The following is a 17,165-nucleotide window of genomic DNA, read 5'->3' as shown; positions in this document are numbered from 1 at the left end:
CTGCGCGCAATGGCGGCGGCCCGTCTGCTTATGTGGCCGCCTCCTGCTCTCCGCGAATCGCTTCGAGTTTCGCCCGCACTTCATAGGCCTTCTCTTCATTGATCGGATAGAGGGCGATCAGGACCATCGAGATCAGCAGGCCGGCGGCGGGCACGAGCGAGAAGAGGATGCGCATCGCCAGCAGCGTGTGCTCCGCCTGGTCACCGCCGAGGGCCTCGTCGAACCCCGTCGCCTCCAGGATCAGCCCCGCGATCAGAAAACACACGGCGAATCCCAGCTTCATCGTCCAGTTGAAGATCGCGCCGAACGACCCCTCGCGACGCACGCCGCGCTCCAGCTCGTCCACGTCCGTCACGTCCGCATTCATCGCCGCGAGCAGCGTCCATACCGCCGACAGCCCCGGCGCCATCATCCCGATGACGATCAGGTGCAGGTACGGGTTCTCCGGTGTGTAGAGCACGAGCTTCAGGAGGGTCGCGACCACGGCGAGGCCGATAAAGATGAGGAGGGCACCCTTTTTACCGATCCGCGACGAGGTCCAGGAGATGAGCGGGACCGAGAGCAGGCAGCAGACGTGATACGTGGAGCCGCTGACGCCGACGACGAAGGAGGCCGCACCCAGGTCGCCGGCGAAGAGATAGTAAACGATGATATAGAATCCCAGCATGCCCACCATAAACATCCCCGTCACCGTGGAGATGAGGGCCCCGAAGATATAGAGGAAGGGCTTGACCTTGAAGACGGAGGCGATACTGGCCAGGTTGATCCGGCTGCGCGTGTTCCGCTCTTCCGCGGCCGGGATCGGTCGCTCACGCAGAAAGAGGCCCGGAGCTATTCCCGTGATAATCAGAACCACGCCCACGCCGATGGCCACCGTGCGGATGCCCTCGATCGTGTCGTCGAACACCGGCCGCTGGGTCATCCAGAACAGCCACTGCATCAGGATGCCGCCGATCGACGCGAACCAGGTGCGGAACGACATCACCCGTGTGCGTTCGTGGTAGTCGGGACTCAACTCGTACCCGAGTCCCAGGTAGGGGACGCCGAAGACCGTGAACGCCGTGTAGAACAGGAGCGCCGAGACGAGGAACCAGGTGAAGTAGGCGATTTCGCTCATGCCCCGCGGGCACCACCAGATGATCGCGAACAGGACCCCGGCGCAGATCGCGCCGAGTACGATATACGGGCGGCGGCGTCCCCAGCGCGTACGGGTACGGTCGCTGATCACCCCCATGACCGGATCGGTCATGGCATCCCAGAGGCGGAAAATGCTCGCCGCGATGCCCAGCAGGACGGGAGAGACGCCGAAGCCGATATTATAAATCGGCATGACGAGGTTATTGACGGCGTTGTGCATCGTGTTCTCGGCCAGCCCGCCGAGTCCGTACGCCACCTTGCCGCCGAAGCCTACACGGTCCCTGGCCGCCGTCTTATGATGCTTTTGCCGATGTCCGTGCATGGCCAAGATTAAGCCTCGACCTCCTGCTCGCCACGGATCGCTTCAAGCTTGTTGCGCGTCTCGTACGCCTTGTCCTCGTCGATCGGATAGAACCAGATAATCACCATCGAAATCACCAGGCCGCTCGCGGGCACGAGCGTGTACAGTGCGCGAATGGCGGTGATGGTGCCTTCGGGCTGGTTGCCGCCGAGCTGCTCGTTGAACCCCGTGGCTTCGAGGATGATCCCCGCCAGCAGAAAACACACGGCGAAGCCGAGCTTCAGTGTCCAGTTGAAGATTGCACCGAACGATCCCTCGCGGCGTACGCCGCGCTCCAGTTCGTCGACATCCGTCACGTCCGCGTTCATCGCCGCGAGCAGCGTCCATACCGCCGACAGCCCCGGTGCCATGAGCGCCACGACGATGAGCTGCATATACGGCGCTTCGGGCAGGTAGAGATACCACTTGAGCAAGGTGCCGATCACGGCAAGGCCGATAAAGATCAGCAGCGTCCCCTTCTTGCCGATCCGTGTGGCGACGGCCGCGATCATCGGCACGGAAAGCAGGCAGCAGATGTGGTAAAACGAGCCGCTGACCCCGATCACCGTCGAGGCCGCCTTGAGATCGCCGTCGAAGAGGTAATAGACGTTGATGTAGAATCCGAGAATAATGACGGTGAACATCCCGGCGACCGCGGCGATCAGCGCGCCGAAGATGTACCGGAACGGCTTGACCCTGAACACCGAGATCACGCTTCCGAACGTGAGGCTCGCCCGGGTTTTCTTCCCCTCCACCTCGGAGATCGGACGTTCCTTGATGAAGAGGCCGGGGGCCGCCGCCGTGACGATAAGCAGCAGGCCCACGCCAAGCCCCACGTAGCGCATCCCCTCGATGGTGTCGTCGAACATATCGCGCTGGGTCAGCCAGAACAGCCACTGGATACAGAATCCGCCGACCGACGCGAACCAGGTGCGGAACGACATGATCCGCGTCCGCTCATGGTAGTCCGGGCTCAATTCGTAGCCCATTCCCAGGTACGGTACGCCGAACACGGTGAAGGCGGTGTAGAACAGGAGAGCCGAGACGAGGAACCAGCCGAAATACGCCGCCTCGCTCATATCGCGCGGGCACCACCAGATCATGGCGAAAAAGAGCCCGGAGAACACGGCGCCGAGGACGATATACGGCCGGCGGCGTCCCCAGCGCGTGCGGGTGCGGTCGCTGATGACCCCCATGAACGGGTCGGTCATGGCGTCCCACAGCCGGAAGATAAAGGTGGCGATTCCGAGCAGGGTGGGTGCGACCCCGAAGCCGACATTGAACACCGGGTTGGCCATGTTGTTGACCGCGTTGTGCATGGTGTTCTCGGCCAGCCCGCCGAAACCGTAGGCGATCTTGCGGCCAAGCCCCACGCGGTCCTTGTCCGCCGTCTTGTGGTGTGCGTGTCCTTTTTTCACCGCAGGGTCATCCGCCATGTACCGCCTCCCGGTATGCGCAGCTTAAGGTATCGAAATAATCAAGCACAGCATGAAGCGGGTGCCAAGGAATTTCTCGAACGCCGGCTGCGGGCGTGGCAGCATAGAGGTTGAGGTGCGAATATGGAAACTGCGTGTAAACGATGGTGCTGCAGGCTTGGCCTGACGTCATTGATCGTGTTGCTTCCGCTGGGAGCCGGGGCGCAGGCCCCGATCATGGATTCGGTCGGAATGCACGGCATGCGCGATTTCTACGGCTGGCTCGACGCGAGCTTCACCTCCGAAGATCCGGCGGATCTGCACTTCTGCTGGGGCACGGCGGACGGCGGCCTCGCCCTGACCGGCTGGACGCACACCCTCCTGCTGACCCACAGCGCGGGAGGGTCCTTCAAGTATCTCGTTACCGATCTCGAACCGGACACGCCCTACGTCTTCCGCGCAAGGGCGAGCAACACCCTCGGCGTTGCGTGGTCCGATCCCTTCTTCTTCCGCACGGACGACACGGACACGGCGTCGGTGGAACGGACGCTGGTGAAGACGGAGATCACCTATGCGCCCGGTGACTCCGCGGACTCGGTACGCGGCGATGTCGCCTTCTCGACCAACGTCGCGCAGAACGCGGAATTGATCTGGACGACGTCCGCGCCGTCGGTAATCAGCCCGGAGGGGACGGTCTACCGCCCGCGCACGGGGCCCTGTGTCGGGGGCAACGCGATCGAAGTCCTTGTCACGGCGACGGCGCGCAAAAACGCGGCGGTGGGCTCGACCAACTTCACCCTGCGCGTCGAACCCTCGACCGATCCGAACGACCCGGAATACATCGGCGCGTGGACCCCGTTCTGGCGCGGCGAGCCGGTGATCGGCGAATGGCTGACGGGAGGCCAGGGGTTTGAGGCCTACCCGGCCTGCATCCGAAGAAGCTCATTCGCCCCGCGCATGCGCGACCCGGAGGCGGACGAGGAGATCCCGTTTGCCGACGCCTGCACGGTCGTGCGCCTGATCGGAGGGTGGCATGATGACGACAAGGCCGAACAGCCCGACGGACCGGCCGCGGATCTGGTGTACCGGAACGGCGAGGGCGAACTGCAGTACCGGTGGGACAAACTGGAGGCGCGGCTCGACCCCTACATCGATGCGGGATACACAAACCTCACGCTGGTACTGGACAACATCCCCTGGTGCTTCCCCGAAAACACCGTAACCCAGCATTACGGCCAGGTCCGCGCCCCGGCCGACTTTACGGAATGGGGCACGTTCGTCTCCAATATGTGCGTCGCACTTGTCGATCTTTACGGCTTCGAGACGGCCAACGGCTTCCGCTTCCGGCAGGGCACCGAATGCCAGAGCCGTGAACGCTTCGACGGAAGCCAGACGGAGTATTTCAAGATCTACGACTACTCCGCCGCCGCGATCCGGAGCGTCCTGCCCGGCGCCGGGTTCGGACCGTTCAACAATGCGGGCGGCAAGAGCAATCCCTCCGCAAACAACGTCGACATGTTCGCGCTTGCCGAACACTGCGCAGGCGGGATCAGCTACGCCACGGGAGAAACGGGAAGCCCGTTCGATTTCATCGCCATCTCTTCCTACGTCGCTCAACCGGGGCACCCGCACAACCCCGCGGCGCAAGTCGATCAGGACGCCGATTTCTGGGACGCGACGATAGACCGCCTGCCGGAAACCTGCGACGTCTCCCGCGAGATCCACGAGTTCGGCATCCTCAAATGCGAGAGCGGCCTTCCGACCGGCGAGCCCGGCGCGCGCGGCGCCGCGTGGCATATGCAGACGATCCTCGGCCTTCGCGAACGGGGTCTCGACCGCTACTATCACTGGGGAATCTTTGACCGCTTTCGCACGACCCGCGGGCTTCATTCCGTACTCACGAGCTCAGGCTGGTTTCTGGCGACGCTGGATCGCTCGCGCGGAGGCGAGGGCTACTCCTTTACCGTCACCGACCCCGCAGAACCCTCCACGCAGCTTCAGGCGATCGGTTCCGCCCACACCAATGCGCTCTGGATCTACGCCTCCGCGTTCAACCCGGACCGCCTCCACCACGAGCCGGAAACCTTCGACCTCCTCGTCCCCGACGCGCTGATCCCATCCGGCACCGACACTTCTTTCCTGGCGGTTCGGTATGGACAGACCAACGCCCCGCACTGGCTGATGCGCCGCGATCTCGAGGACGAGGGACTGCTCGACGGCGACTTCGCGGCAATCCCCGAACAGCTCGGTTCGATCGGCGGGATGACGAGCACCAACATGTTCGACCCGTCGAAGGAATTCCTGGGAGACCGGCTGACCGAGTACCATGACGCCGTCCGCCGCGCGCTGACGCTCGCGCCCTTTGACGGCACCCTCATCGAGGAGGCCGGCATGACACGGCTGCGTGTGACCCTGACGCCTCCCGAGTGCATCGTCCTCTACATCGGCCCCGAAACCACAGGCCATGGCACACCGCACGCCTGGCTCGATGATCACGGGCTCGGCGTCCGCGGCTATCGCGCGGCCGATGCGGCGGATATCGACGGCGACCGCTTCGCGGCATGGAAGGAGTATATCGCCGGAACCGACCCCACGAACCGGTACTCGCGGCTTCGCCTTTCCCCGCGACGCCAAACCGGCGGGTCCCTCTCCGTCCGCTGGCCGGCGATCACCGGACGCCGGTACCGGATTGAACACGCCGCCGAGGTCGACGGCGTATGGAGTGCGGTGGCGAGCAATCTTACCCTCACCCCTCCCGCCGGGGAAATAGAGTGGAGCCCGCCGGATCCGAGCTCCGGTTTCTACCGCATCGGGGTCCGACTCCCGGTTCGCTGACGGTCGCCCTCCATCAAGCTGTGTGCGTCCGGTTCTGCAACACACCGGCATCCCGGCATTAAAAGCTCACTCGATCCTCAGCACCGTGACGGAGGGAACCGCCACGGGAGTCTCCAGCACGGGACCGCGCCAGAAGCGGTTCCGCACATTCCCCTCAAACGGCTTCCAGGTGAAGCTGTCGCGCTGCATCTCCACGTAGCGGTCGGCCTGTCCGGCCAGCATCTGACGCCCGGCCGGCGTGGCCATCATTCCGGTGGCCCCGATTGCGGCCTTCGCCTCGCCCGCGGCTTTGAGATCGCGGAGCATCTGTTCGTAGGGCGAGGTCTCGTGATCCATCCGCAGCTGCCGTACCGCAGCCCCGCGATACCTGCGCGGCAGCGGGATTTCCACCGTCTCCTGCGAGCGGTCTTCCCGCTCCGCGCGGTAGGCGGAGATCATCAGGTAAAGCCGGCCGTCCCGGCGCACGGCCAGCGCGTCGATAAAGGCGTCTTCGGTCGCATTCGCCACGGGCAGCACCCATGCCTCGCCGCCCACGAACCGCTCCATGACCGCCCGCAGCCAGGCGTGACCGTAAAGGATGATGTTCCCGCGGAAACCCTCGTGATCCGCCCAGTGAAAGATCTGCGCGAAGCCCTCCTCGATCCCGACGATATATTGCGTCGCGGTCCACGCCGCGCCGAAGGCTCCCGGTTCGTAGCTAACCGTGTTGTTTTTATTCATCAGGGTCCCGTGTTCGTGGACTTCGATGGGGATGTCGGCGAACCGGGGCGAAGTGGCCCGCAGCCGCTTGAGCAGGTCGGCATGCAGGCGGAGGGTGTCGGGATGATATCCGTACGCGGCGGCGAGCGGATGATCGAACTCCCCGCCCATCCAGTACATGCCGTAGCTGGAGACGGCGGCGAAATCGGCCGGAGACCCGATTTCGCCCGTGGCGTAGTTGGTGCCGCGCGCAAAATGCTCGAAGACCGCCATGGGCGGCACTTTGCGATCGATCTGCCCGGCAAACATACTGTTGAAGTTGCAGGGGCCGATCTTCGCGCCGGGCAGCACGCGTTTCACCGCCGCCGCGGCGTGATCGTAGGTCTTGAGGTATTTGACCAGGCTGTCCTCGGCCCCGCCCTCCCAGTGGTTCGGGTTGTCCATCTCGGTGCCGACCCGGAAACGCCACTGATTGACCTTCTCGAATCCGTAGCGGTCGGCCAGTTCGCGGCACAGGGCCTCGATAAACGTGCCCCAGGCCTCGAAATCGTTCGGTGCCAGGTGCTGGCCGTAGACCGGATTCCCCTCGCCCTCCGCAAACATGTGGGGGACGTTGTCGAGCACGATCAGCGGCGTCAGTCCGTTCTCGACAAGCGGGTCGAGCCGTCCGTGCACGCGCTCCCAGCGATACTTCAAAGCGCCGTCATCGCCGCGATAGACGAGGTCGTACGATTCAATCGGCGTGCCCTCCTCGTACTCCCCGCCCGGCCGGGAGGGTTTTTTCCATCCGCCCAGAAAGCGCACGCAGGAAATGCCCTCGTCGAGCAGGGCGGTCTTCGGATGCTCGCTGAGGTTGCGCCCGGTGAAATCCTCCAGCAGGCCGATTACGGGCTTGTCGGAAGAGATGGCCCACGTGGGCGGATTGAGCCAACGGTCGGGCAGAGCGCGAATACGCCAGAAGGGCTCAATTTCTCCGCGGTAGCCCGCCGACCCCGACCTGAGGTCCAGCCCGATGCGACTGGCATCGGCATCGATGCGATGCACGGGCTTGGCGAGGTCGAGCATCTTCTCGAGCGTCATAAGATAGAGACGCTCGCGCTCACTCTGTTTGACGATGAGTTCATTCGGCTCCTGAGCCCACACCGTCGCCACAAGCATCCATGCCATCGCCATTCGTAAGATCATCGGTTCCTCCTCTGGTTTCCGCGCCGCACGGCGCTTTCTATCGGGTCAGCCGGGATGGGCCGGTTTACCGCCTAATCGAACCGAAGCACCGTGACCGACGGGGTGGATACCGGCAGTTTGAGTTCAGTCCCGCCGGAACACGGGGTCAGTTCACCCCCGAACGGTTTCAGGGTCAACGCGTCGCGGATCATCGTCTCGTAGGATTCCCAGTTCTTTTCGAGATAGCGCTTCCCCTCGCCGGTCGCCAGCGACTTCTCGGGACGCACGGGGGTCACCGCGTAGAGGGCGTTCGGATCGGCCGCAATGTTCGGGTTGAGCAGACCTTCGCGTTCGAGGTCGCGGCGCATCGCCCTGTAAACATCCGTCGCGTCGTCGAGCCGGGTCTGCCGCACATTCACTCGTTCCGGCCGGACGAACCAGGGCGGCAGGGTGACCGTCACGGTCTGTTCGAACGGACGGGTGCGGTCGATATTGAACGCCGAAAGAATCAGATAACTGTGCCCGTCGTCCGCGTCCTTGAACCCGATGGCTTTAAGGAGCAGGTCGCGGTCGGGCGACTTGGACTCGACCTCAAAGCGGTACAGATCCGCGCCCTCGGTGTGATCGAGAATGGAATACAGCCAGCCGTTGCCGCGCAGGAGCCGGGGAGAGTCCTCGCGAGGCGTGCCCGGCGCCATGATCGGGTCGGTGACGTGCCAGTGCCAGGCGTAGCGGATGTCGTTGACCTCCTTCATGTGGAAGAGGAGGTGGAAAAGCCAGGCGGCGCCGCGCGCCCCGGGCTCGGCGGTGAAGTCGCCGTACTCATTAAAGAGAATGCCGAGTTCCTGGATCTCGCGCGGGACGCGGCGGCCGAGTTCACGGTCGATGCGCTCCCAGAAGGGGAAGTAGTCCTCTTCGGTGCGCAGCGCCGGCGATACCGTCCAGCGACACATGCGGTCATCGGACGGATCGGTCACCACCAGAGGCCCCCTCTGCTCAGCCTCTTTTGAGGTCAAGGCGACGGAATAATAGGAAACCGGCGCGAAATCGAACGGCGCTCCCGTTTCGGCGCAATGCTCCAGCACTCCATAGAAATCGATATGCTGGTCGCTGAGCTGATGAATCCCCGCCGCGTTGTACGGTGAGAATTTCGCGCCGGGCAGTACGGCGCGGACCGCGGCCACGGTCTCATCGTAATGGCGACAGAATCCTTCAGTGTCGGTATGAATGCGTGCCTCGGTGCAGATGCGGAAGCGCCACTCCGAGACATGCTCTTCGCCGTAGCGTCGAATCAGTTCGCGACACAGGGCGCGAATGAACCGCGACCATTCGTCGTAATCCTCCGGCGGGACGATTTGACCGTAATTGTCGATGTGGGGATTCGAGATGAACGCCGACGGAATATTGTCGAGCACTACGGTAATGTTTGAGCCGAAGAGCTCGGCGAAAGGGTCAAAGCGGTCGAGCGAAGACCAGCGATAACGAAGCTCGCCGTCTTCATCCCGGTACGCCAGGTCCAGCTTACCGCCGTGTTCGCTCTCCAGCGGGATAATATCGTCGGCGATGCCGCCCAGAAACCTCACGGCGGTGATGCGGTCCGTGAACATCAGCTCGCGCGCGGAATCTTTTTTCATGTAGGGAAAATCCAGATCCGGGTCGGTCAGATACTCCGGGACGACACAGATCTCGCCTCCGGCCTGAAGCCCGCCGATCGACCAGTTCTCGCTGAGCACGGCCTGCCCGCGGTAGAACCGAGTCATCTCGCCCAAACTCGTTTCCGGCTCCTGCGCCGTCAGACAGCCCGCGAGCAATCCCGCGATCCACACCCCCGAAACCGCCAGGAGACTCTTCCGTACCATGCGCATCAGTCACCTCACCGCCCTGTCGTTCAACCCACGTTTTGATCCGTTCAACAAGGCGAAATAATGTATCCGGGTAAACATGTCACGAAAAAACACAGACGGGCGCGCAGCGTCGGCAATGCTTGACACCGCGGAAAACGCTTAAGAGACTCGACGGCTCACCCGAAAGGAGATTTCGAAATGAAGACGTACTTCCCGAAGGTCGACCGGATCGCGTACGAAGGTCCCGACAGCCGCAACCCGATGGCGTTCCGCCACTACAACCCCGACGAAGAGGTCATGGGCAAACCGATGCGCGAACATCTGCGCTTCGCGGTCTGCTTCTGGCACACCTTCAAGGGGCTGGGCGCCGACCCCTTCGGACCGGGTTCGATGATCCGCGAGTGGCTCCAGCCCGACGATCCGATGGACGCGGCGCGCGAGACGATGCACGCGGCGTTCGAGTTCTTCACCAAGCTCGGCGTCGAGTTCTGGTGTTTCCACGACCGCGACATCGCGCCGGAAGCGGGTGGCGATCTGGCGGAGACCAACCGCCGGCTGGACGAGATCGTCGACCTCGCCGAACAACTCCAGAACGACCGCGGCATGAAGCTTCTGTGGGGCACGACGAACGCGTTCTCGAACCGCCGTTTCATGGCCGGCGCGTCGACCAATCCCTCGCCGGAGGTCTTCGCCTGGGCCGGGGCGCAGGTGAAGAAGGCGATGGAACTCACGCATCGGCTGGGCGGCGAAGGCTACGTGTTCTGGGGCGGGCGCGAGGGATACGAAACGCTGCTCAATACCGATCTCAAACGTGAGACCGACCACCTCGCCCGGTTTCTGCATATGGCCGTCGACTACAAGAAGAAGCTCGGATTCAAGGGCCCGCTCTACATCGAACCCAAGCCGAAAGAACCCACCAAGCACCAGTACGATTTCGACGCGCAGAGCGTCCACGGCTTCCTGGTGAAAAACGGACTCGACCGGGAGTTCCTGCTGAACATCGAGGCCAACCACGCGACACTCGCGATGCACGACTTCCAGCACGAGCTGGAGTACGCCGCGGCCAACGGGATGCTGGGCTCCGTCGACGCCAATATCGGCGACCTGCTGCTGGGCTGGGACACCGATCAGTTCCCGACCAGTATTTACGACGCGACGCGCGCGATGTACACGATCCTGCGCTCGGGCGGGTTCACCACGGGCGGGCTGAACTTCGACGCCCACGTGCGGCGCCAGTCGATCGACCCCGAAGACCTGTTCTACGGTCATGTCGCGGGCATGGACACCTTCGCCCGCGCGCTCAAAGCGGCCGCGAACATGATCGCGGACGGCGTGTTCGCCGATTTCGTGAAACAGCGCTACGCGGGATGGGACGGCGAATTCGGACGCAGGATCGAAAACGGCGAACTCGGGTTCGAGGAGCTCGAAGCGCATGTCCTCGAACACGGCGAACCCGAACTCCAGTCCGGACGGCAGGAGATGCTCGAACACCGGTTCAACGATTACGTGTAAGCCGGGAAAGGCCACGAAGAAGTTGCCTTTCCTCTATAAGAGCGACTGGGCGTCGACGTCCACGCGACAACTGATCCCCCGGGGGAAGCGGTAATCGGACATCAGCTCCTTGAGGGGACGGGTCATGGACGCGGTCTTTTCCGCGCGCAGCAGCAGGTGGTAGCGGTATTGGCCCTTGATGCGCGCCAGCGGCGCGGGAGCGGGGCCGCTGAGGATCACCGTTTCCGGGAGGCGCCGGACGAGTTCCTGCGCAAAACGGTCCGCGGCCTCGTGGACCGTGGCCTCGCCGGGTCCCTCGAAGTGAATGCAGACGAGGTGACTGTGCGGGGGGTAGGACAGCTCCCTGCGGAATTCGAGTTCCTGGTCGCAGTACTCCTCCCACGCCATCCGGCGCGCGGCCTGAATCGAGGTCTCGTAGGGCGTGAACGTCTGCACGACCACCTCGCCCTCGACCTCGCCCCGCCCGGCCCTCCCCGCGACCTGCGTGAGCAGCTGGAAGGTCCGCTCCCCGGCGCGGAAATCCGGCATGTGCAGCGAGATGTCGGCATTGATCACCCCGACCAGCGTCACGTTCGGAAAATCCAGCCCCTTGGCGAGCATCTGGGTGCCGACCAGCAGATCGAGTTTGCCGGTGCGGAAATCGCCGAGCACCTCGTCGTAGGATTCCTTCCCGCGCATGGTGTCGGAATCCACCCTTCGTATCCGCGCCCCCTTGAGCAGCCGGCCGAGAATCTCCTCGATCCGCTCGGTGCCCATGCCCGCATACTTGAACTCCGGCGAACGGCAGTCGGCGTTCGGACACCGTTCCGGCACGCGAACCTCCGCGCCGCAGAGATGGCATTTCAGACGCCGGTCCTTCTTGTGGTAGGTCATCGATACGCTGCAACGGTCGCACTGGGCCACGTGCCCGCATTGGGGACAGATCAGCGAAGAGGAGAATCCACGCCGATTGAGGAAGAGGATGGTCTGCTCGGCGCGCTCGAGCCGCGCGCGGATCTCCTCGATCAGCAGACGCGAGAACACGACCGGTTTCCCCTCGCGCTCCGCCTCCACACGCATGTCCACCACCCTGATTCTCGGCATGGTGCGGTCGTCCACCCGCGAAGGCATGCCGAGCAGTTCGTATTTCCCCTTGCGGACGTTGCTGAGCGACTCAAGCGAGGGCGTCGCCGAGCCGAGTACGACAGGGCACGATTCCATCCGGCCGCGCACCACGGCGACATCGCGGGCATGATAGCGCGGCGCCTCTTCCTGCTTGTAGCTCGATTCGTGCTCCTCATCGACCACGATCAGGCCCGGCTTCTCAAGCGGAGCGAAGACGGCCGACCGGGCACCCACCACGATATCGGCCTTGCCGTCGCGGATCCTCCCCCACTCGTCAAACCGCTCGCCGTCGGAGAGATGACTGTGCAGCACCGCGACCCGGTCGCCGAACCGCGAGCGGAAGCGGTCTACGGTCTGCGGCGTCAGCGCGATCTCGGGCACGAGCACGATCGCGCTGCGGCCGTGGTCGATGACATGGCGGATCGCCTGCAGGTAGACCTCGGTCTTGCCGGAGCCGGTCACGCCGTGAAGCAGCAGCACGCGCGGCTGGCCGGAATCCGAGGCCTCCCGGATGCGCTCGAGCGCATCACGCTGCTGCGGCATCAATTCCGGCGGATCGACGCGCAGCACCGGGCGCCGCGCCAGCGGGTCGCGGCGCAGATCCGCGTACTTGAGTTCGATCCTTCCCTTTTTCGCCAGACTGCGCACCGGCGCCTGGGACGTGCCCGCCCGCCGGGTCAGCTCCGTCAGGGTCAGCGGCCCGGATTCGCGCAGGATGTCCAGGACCCGCTCCTGCTTGGCCGTGATCGTTTCGCCGTCCTCCCCGGCGGCGTTTTCGACGATCGAAGCCGTGAGCTGCTGTCGGGGGCGGGCCCCCTCACGGCGCACGGCGCCGGGCAGCACGGTGCGGAAGGCGGTCTCGATCGGGGCGCAGTAGTAGCGGGCCATCCAGCGCGCCAGTCGCCGCACCACGGGCAGCAGAAAAGGACGGTCCCCCTCCACCTCGAGGAGGTCCCTGATTTTGCCCGGATCGACCTCTGCCCTGTCGGTCAGTCCCGTGACCCAGCCCCGCAGCTCGCGCGGCCCGAACGGAACGCGAACCAGCGAACCCTCCCGCACGCGCTCCTTCAATTCCGGCGGAATGCGGTAGTCGAATTCGCGATCCAGCGCGAGATCGGTAACGACCCGGGCGTACCGGGCGCTCGTGGATTCACTCATCAGCTCATTTCCGGGGAAAAGACGCGGTTCATTTCGATCATTCCCCGATGATTTTGACCAGGACGCGCTTGCGGCGCTTGCCGTCATACTCGCCGTAAAAGATCTGTTCCCAGGGCCCGAAGTCGAAGTCGCCCTCCGTGACCGCCACGACGACCTCGCGGCCCATCACCTGACGCTTCATGTGCGCGTCGGCGTTGTCCTCGAACCCGTTATGGTCGTACTGGCTGTGCGGCTTCTCGGGCGCGAGTTTCTCCAGCCAGCGCTCGAAATCGCGGTGCAGGCCGCCCTCGTCGTCGTTGATGAACACACTCGCGGTGATATGCATGGCATTGACGAGACACAGCCCCTCCTTGACTCCGCTCTCGCGCAGACACTCACGCACCTGCGGGGTGATGTTGACGTACTCACGACGGTGGCCGGTCTGAAACCAGAGTTCCTTGCGATAACTTTTCATGACTTCACTCGCTCCTTTCGCGGGGGTTTTGAACGCGGACGCTCAGTATGACGGATTGCGGAACAATCTCAAACAGCAAACAGCCAATCAGCAGTTCTCATTATGGCCGCATTCCGACCGCGGACGGCGTGGCAGCCGTCCCTCCCGAGTCGATATCCGACGCATTTTCGGGCACTGGGAGGGTCGGGTGCCACCCCGACCGAAAAGGGTGAAGCCATAATGAGAATCGCTGAAAGCCAATTGACTCCTGTTATAAACAGGTATAGCGTACAGGCATCAAGGGGTGGAGTTTGTGTGTAGTGCTGCGCGGCGTGGCACCTGCCCCCCTCGGTTGTTTCAGCCTGACAGGAGGTCATGATGCATCGGCCCACTCGTCTTTACACCCGGGCTTTCTGCGGGGTCCTGATCTTATCGGCCATGTTTTCCGCCGCGGCCCGCACCCTGTATGTCGATATCGACAGCCCCACACCCACCCCGCCCTACGAGACGTGGGATACCGCCGCCCACGAAATCCAGCAGGCCATCGATGAGGCCGACGACCACAACACGATCCGCGTGGCGGCCGGGACCTATGACGCCGGATCCCGAGCGGCCGGCGACGGCGAAATGACTCGTGTGCTTCTGGACCATCCGGTGGTCGTCCGCTCGGAGGAGGGCCCCGCGAACACGTTTATCGCGGGAGCCGGCTCGGTACGGTGTGCTGACATCTGCAGTAACGCCGTACTGCAGGGGTTTACCCTGACCGACGGAATGGCCAGCGGGGCCGAAGGTGGCGGGGTGCGGGGCGATTCTGCAGCGGAGGTAATCGACTGCATCGTCGAAGACTGCCACGCGTTCATAGGTGGCGGGCTTTTTGGAGTGACCGCAACCGAATGTGAGATCCGCCGATGCTCCTCGGCACACGGAGGAGGCGCCGACGAATGTCGTCTGATCAGCTGTGTCGTAACCAGCAATACAGCCTTTTACCACGGCGGCGGAGTGGGTCGATCCTATGCGACCAATACGATTCTGGCCCACAATGACCAGACTCAATATGGTTTTGATTATGGCGGGGGGGGTGCGTGGGGGGGGACGAATATCCAGTGCACCTTCACGGCCAACGACGCCGAGTATGCCGGCGGCGGCGCGCGGGAGAGCATGCTGCAGGACTGCAGCGTCAACGGCAATACCGCCAGCCGGGGCGGCGGGGCGGCGAACTGCATGATCTACGGCGGTACGATTACGGAGAATTACGGCTGGGGAAAAGGTGGCGGCGCCTACCAATGCGAAATTCATGAAACCGTGATCGGCGCGAATGAAGTGGGAGACAATCCCTCTACCGGGGTCTACAACGGCCTGGGGGGCGGGGTGAGCCAGTGCACCGTCTTTGACAGTATCATTCAAACCAATATGGCCTGGTACCGCGGCGGCGGCAGTTATGATTCCACGCTCAGCAACTGTACGCTGCGGGCGAACTACGCCACCAATGCCGCGGAACACACCCGGGGCGGCGGGGCGCTCTCCTCTGACCTCTACGACTGTCTCGTCGTCGGCAACCGCGCGCACTGGGGCGGGGGCTGCAGCGGAGGCGATCTGGCGGGCTGTACGATCATTCAGAACGTGGCCGGAACGGGCTACAGAGCGGATCGTGACTATTATGGCCGGGGCGGCGGCGCGTATCAGTCGCGGCTAGTGCAATGTGATGTCGCGTCCAACACGGCGGCCACGGCGGGTAACGGCGGGGGGCTGTACGAAGGCACGGCCGAACGCTGCCGTATCCACGACAACATGGCGGAACGCGGATACGGCACGACACTGGTAAGCGGGCTCGGCGGCGGGGCGTACGGTACGGCGCTGGTCAACTGCGAGATTTTCCGGAACCACGCCATGGATGCCGGCGGAGGCGTACACAGCGGAACATTGCTTCACTGTACCGTGACGGAAAACAAGGCCCATACCCACGGGGGCGGCGGCCTCTACGACTGCACAGCAACCAACTCGATCCTCTGGGGCAACCGGCTTACCTACGTCGGGAATTCAACCAATCATGCCTTGTCCACGCTTGAGTACTGCTGCACGGCGCCCACCAACGGGACGAACAACCTCGAGGAGGATCCGCGACTTTTTCTGGCCTTTACATACTACGGGCTCGACAGCGCCTCTCCCTGTATCGACGCCGCAACCGGGTCGGTGGTGACGGTGGATTACCGGGGATACCCGCGACCGCTGGACGGGGATAACAACGGCACGGCGGCGCAAGACATCGGGGCTTACGAATACCTGAAGATATGGGCGGATTCCGACGGGGACGGAATGGGCGATGAATGGGAATACCTGCACGGCCTCGAGTTAACGCGCGACGACGCGGCTGAGGACGCCGACCGGGACGGAGTCAACAATCGAGGCGAGGCTTATGCGGGCACCGACCCTCAGGATTCTTCTGACAGGCTTCGTATCACGAAAATCGAACGCGCGGACGATTGGCGGATCTATTTCCCCGAAATCGACGACCCCTCCTGCGAAGCCCACTGGTTCTCGCTTCTCTATACAACCAATATTGTTTCACCGGTCTGGTACGAACTGGAGGCCTATCACCAGAAAACCCCGAATTATTTTGTCCTTCCCGAAGATTTTCGGACTCGCCCGCAGATCTATTACCAGGTCCGAACCCATCCCAATCGCTGAGTTCGTCGACGAAACCGAGCTCTGATTTCCCGGGTTAATATACGGGGTGCCACACGGGCGTGGCGCGACCGGCGGCAAGCGCCTCCCGGATCGCGGCGACCGAGAAGGTCTCGGCTTCGATGCGGGTATGGCGACGGCCGATCTGGCCGGGAGCATGGGCGTCCGAGGTGGCGATGACCGGATAACCGAGATAGGTGCGCTGGTTCTCCGGCGGACGGGTCAGCTCGACGGCGTCGTAACGTCCCTCGGGCAGGAACCCGAGCTGACTTTCCAGACTGAACAATTCGCGGTCGAGGTGGGACGGGATGAAGAGACCGCCGCGCCCCAGCACCTCGGGCTCCAGTTCGGCCACGCTGAACGCGGAGGCGGCGACGAGAAAGCGGTCGACCGAACCGAGGACGCGCTCCTCTTCGTCCACAACGAGCTGTTCTTCCGCCAGCCCGTCCACGCGCGCCCGCTCCGGAAACTGGCGGTATATGATTTCACCCAGCTCCTCCGCCGGACCCGGTGCGTCGAAAAGACAGAGCACGTGGGCTTCCTCAATCGTCGTGACCTCCAGGCCGCACAGGCAGGCGAGTCCGGCATCCCGGGCCAGACGCGCCGTGACCGCCGCGTTCAACGCGCTGTTGTGGTCGGCGATCGCGATCGCATCGAGCCCCGCGTCCTTCGCCGCCCGCACGACCGCCGCGGGCGACTGGTCGAGCGAGCCGCAGGGCGAGAGGCAGGTGTGAATATGCAGGTCGCAATGATAGCGCATGGTACACGTACTCAACTCTCGAGGATGGTTCCCCTCCCCGTTCCATCCGGATCACACGATTCAGCGATTACCCTGCGGGAAT

General features: G+C 63.6%; 10 protein-coding genes. 3 read left to right on the top strand and 7 right to left on the bottom strand.

The features are described 5' to 3' along the window. Positions 1-28: 28 nt before the first annotated feature. Both L21SP4_RS02005 and L21SP4_RS02000 read right to left on the bottom strand, forming a co-directional pair. Positions 29-1,459, bottom strand: coding sequence for an MFS transporter (locus tag L21SP4_RS02005; RefSeq protein WP_052881096.1), 1,431 nt, complete (start codon positions 1,457-1,459; stop codon positions 29-31). An 8-nt stretch (positions 1,460-1,467) separates the two neighbouring features. Further along, positions 1,468-2,913 carry an MFS transporter gene (locus tag L21SP4_RS02000; RefSeq protein ID WP_052881095.1) on the bottom strand — a complete coding sequence of 482 codons (1,446 nt, stop codon included), beginning with the start codon at positions 2,911-2,913 and terminating at the stop codon, positions 1,468-1,470. 216 nt (positions 2,914-3,129) lie between these two features. Between L21SP4_RS02000 and L21SP4_RS01995 the strand changes: the two genes are divergently transcribed. After that, positions 3,130-5,727: an immunoglobulin-like domain-containing protein gene (locus tag L21SP4_RS01995; protein ID WP_160300631.1), complete on the top strand. Its 2,598-nt coding sequence runs from the start codon at positions 3,130-3,132 to the stop codon at positions 5,725-5,727. A gap of 66 nt (positions 5,728-5,793) precedes the next feature. On the opposite strand, the gene L21SP4_RS01990 is transcribed toward L21SP4_RS01995, so the two are convergent. Then, the gene (locus L21SP4_RS01990) at positions 5,794-7,611 is read right to left on the bottom strand and encodes a GH39 family glycosyl hydrolase (protein WP_082116449.1); all 1,818 of its coding nucleotides are present in this window, start codon (positions 7,609-7,611) and stop codon (positions 5,794-5,796) included. A 71-nt stretch (positions 7,612-7,682) separates the two neighbouring features. Next, positions 7,683-9,455 carry a GH39 family glycosyl hydrolase gene (locus tag L21SP4_RS01985; RefSeq protein ID WP_052881092.1) on the bottom strand — a complete coding sequence of 591 codons (1,773 nt, stop codon included), beginning with the start codon at positions 9,453-9,455 and terminating at the stop codon, positions 7,683-7,685. A 177-nt stretch (positions 9,456-9,632) separates the two neighbouring features. Here L21SP4_RS01985 and xylA point away from each other — a divergent pair, with 177 nt between their 5' ends. Then, positions 9,633-10,946, top strand: coding sequence for a xylose isomerase (gene xylA / locus L21SP4_RS01980; protein ID WP_052881091.1), 1,314 nt, complete (start codon positions 9,633-9,635; stop codon positions 10,944-10,946). 33 nt (positions 10,947-10,979) lie between these two features. Here xylA and priA read toward each other — a convergent pair whose 3' ends face one another. Both priA and L21SP4_RS01970 read right to left on the bottom strand, forming a co-directional pair. Beyond that, entirely contained in the window at positions 10,980-13,208 is a 2,229-nt protein-coding gene (gene priA, locus L21SP4_RS01975) for a replication restart helicase PriA (protein ID WP_052881090.1), read from the bottom strand. Positions 13,209-13,245: 37 nt separating this feature from the next. Beyond that, a complete protein-coding gene (locus L21SP4_RS01970; RefSeq protein WP_052881089.1) occupies positions 13,246-13,662 on the bottom strand; it encodes a secondary thiamine-phosphate synthase enzyme YjbQ in 417 nt (138 codons plus the stop codon). Positions 13,663-14,016: 354 nt separating this feature from the next. Between L21SP4_RS01970 and L21SP4_RS01965 the strand changes: the two genes are divergently transcribed. Next, the gene (locus tag L21SP4_RS01965) at positions 14,017-16,326 is read left to right on the top strand and encodes a choice-of-anchor Q domain-containing protein (protein WP_160300630.1); all 2,310 of its coding nucleotides are present in this window, start codon (positions 14,017-14,019) and stop codon (positions 16,324-16,326) included. Between the two features lie 34 nt (positions 16,327-16,360). Here the strand turns inward: L21SP4_RS01965 and L21SP4_RS01960 are convergent, their stop codons facing one another. Further along, on the bottom strand, positions 16,361-17,083 hold the full coding sequence (locus L21SP4_RS01960) for a PHP domain-containing protein (protein ID WP_052881087.1): 723 nt from the start codon (positions 17,081-17,083) through the stop codon (positions 16,361-16,363). Positions 17,084-17,165: the final 82 nt, after the last annotated feature.

Source organism: Kiritimatiella glycovorans, from assembly GCF_001017655.1.
Lineage (GTDB): Bacteria > Verrucomicrobiota > Kiritimatiellia > Kiritimatiellales > Kiritimatiellaceae > Kiritimatiella > Kiritimatiella glycovorans.
This window is presented reverse-complemented; position numbering and strand designations above follow the sequence as displayed.

Bases quoted from the DNA above. Each gene is read 5' to 3' on its own strand.
- L21SP4_RS02000 (WP_052881095.1), bottom strand. From the start codon at position 2,913: ATGGCGGATGACCCTGCGGTGAAAAAAGGACACGCACACCACAAGACG.
- L21SP4_RS01970 (WP_052881089.1), bottom strand. From the start codon at position 13,662: ATGAAAAGTTATCGCAAGGAACTCTGGTTTCAGACCGGCCACCGTCGT.
- L21SP4_RS01965 (WP_160300630.1), top strand. From the start codon at position 14,017: ATGATGCATCGGCCCACTCGTCTTTACACCCGGGCTTTCTGCGGGGTC.
- L21SP4_RS01995 (WP_160300631.1), top strand. From the start codon at position 3,130: ATGGATTCGGTCGGAATGCACGGCATGCGCGATTTCTACGGCTGGCTC.
- L21SP4_RS01990 (WP_082116449.1), bottom strand. From the start codon at position 7,611: ATGATCTTACGAATGGCGATGGCATGGATGCTTGTGGCGACGGTGTGG.
- L21SP4_RS01960 (WP_052881087.1), bottom strand. From the start codon at position 17,083: ATGCGCTATCATTGCGACCTGCATATTCACACCTGCCTCTCGCCCTGC.
- xylA (WP_052881091.1), top strand. From the start codon at position 9,633: ATGAAGACGTACTTCCCGAAGGTCGACCGGATCGCGTACGAAGGTCCC.
- priA (WP_052881090.1), bottom strand. From the start codon at position 13,208: ATGAGTGAATCCACGAGCGCCCGGTACGCCCGGGTCGTTACCGATCTC.
- L21SP4_RS01985 (WP_052881092.1), bottom strand. From the start codon at position 9,455: ATGCGCATGGTACGGAAGAGTCTCCTGGCGGTTTCGGGGGTGTGGATC.
- L21SP4_RS02005 (WP_052881096.1), bottom strand. From the start codon at position 1,459: ATGCACGGACATCGGCAAAAGCATCATAAGACGGCGGCCAGGGACCGT.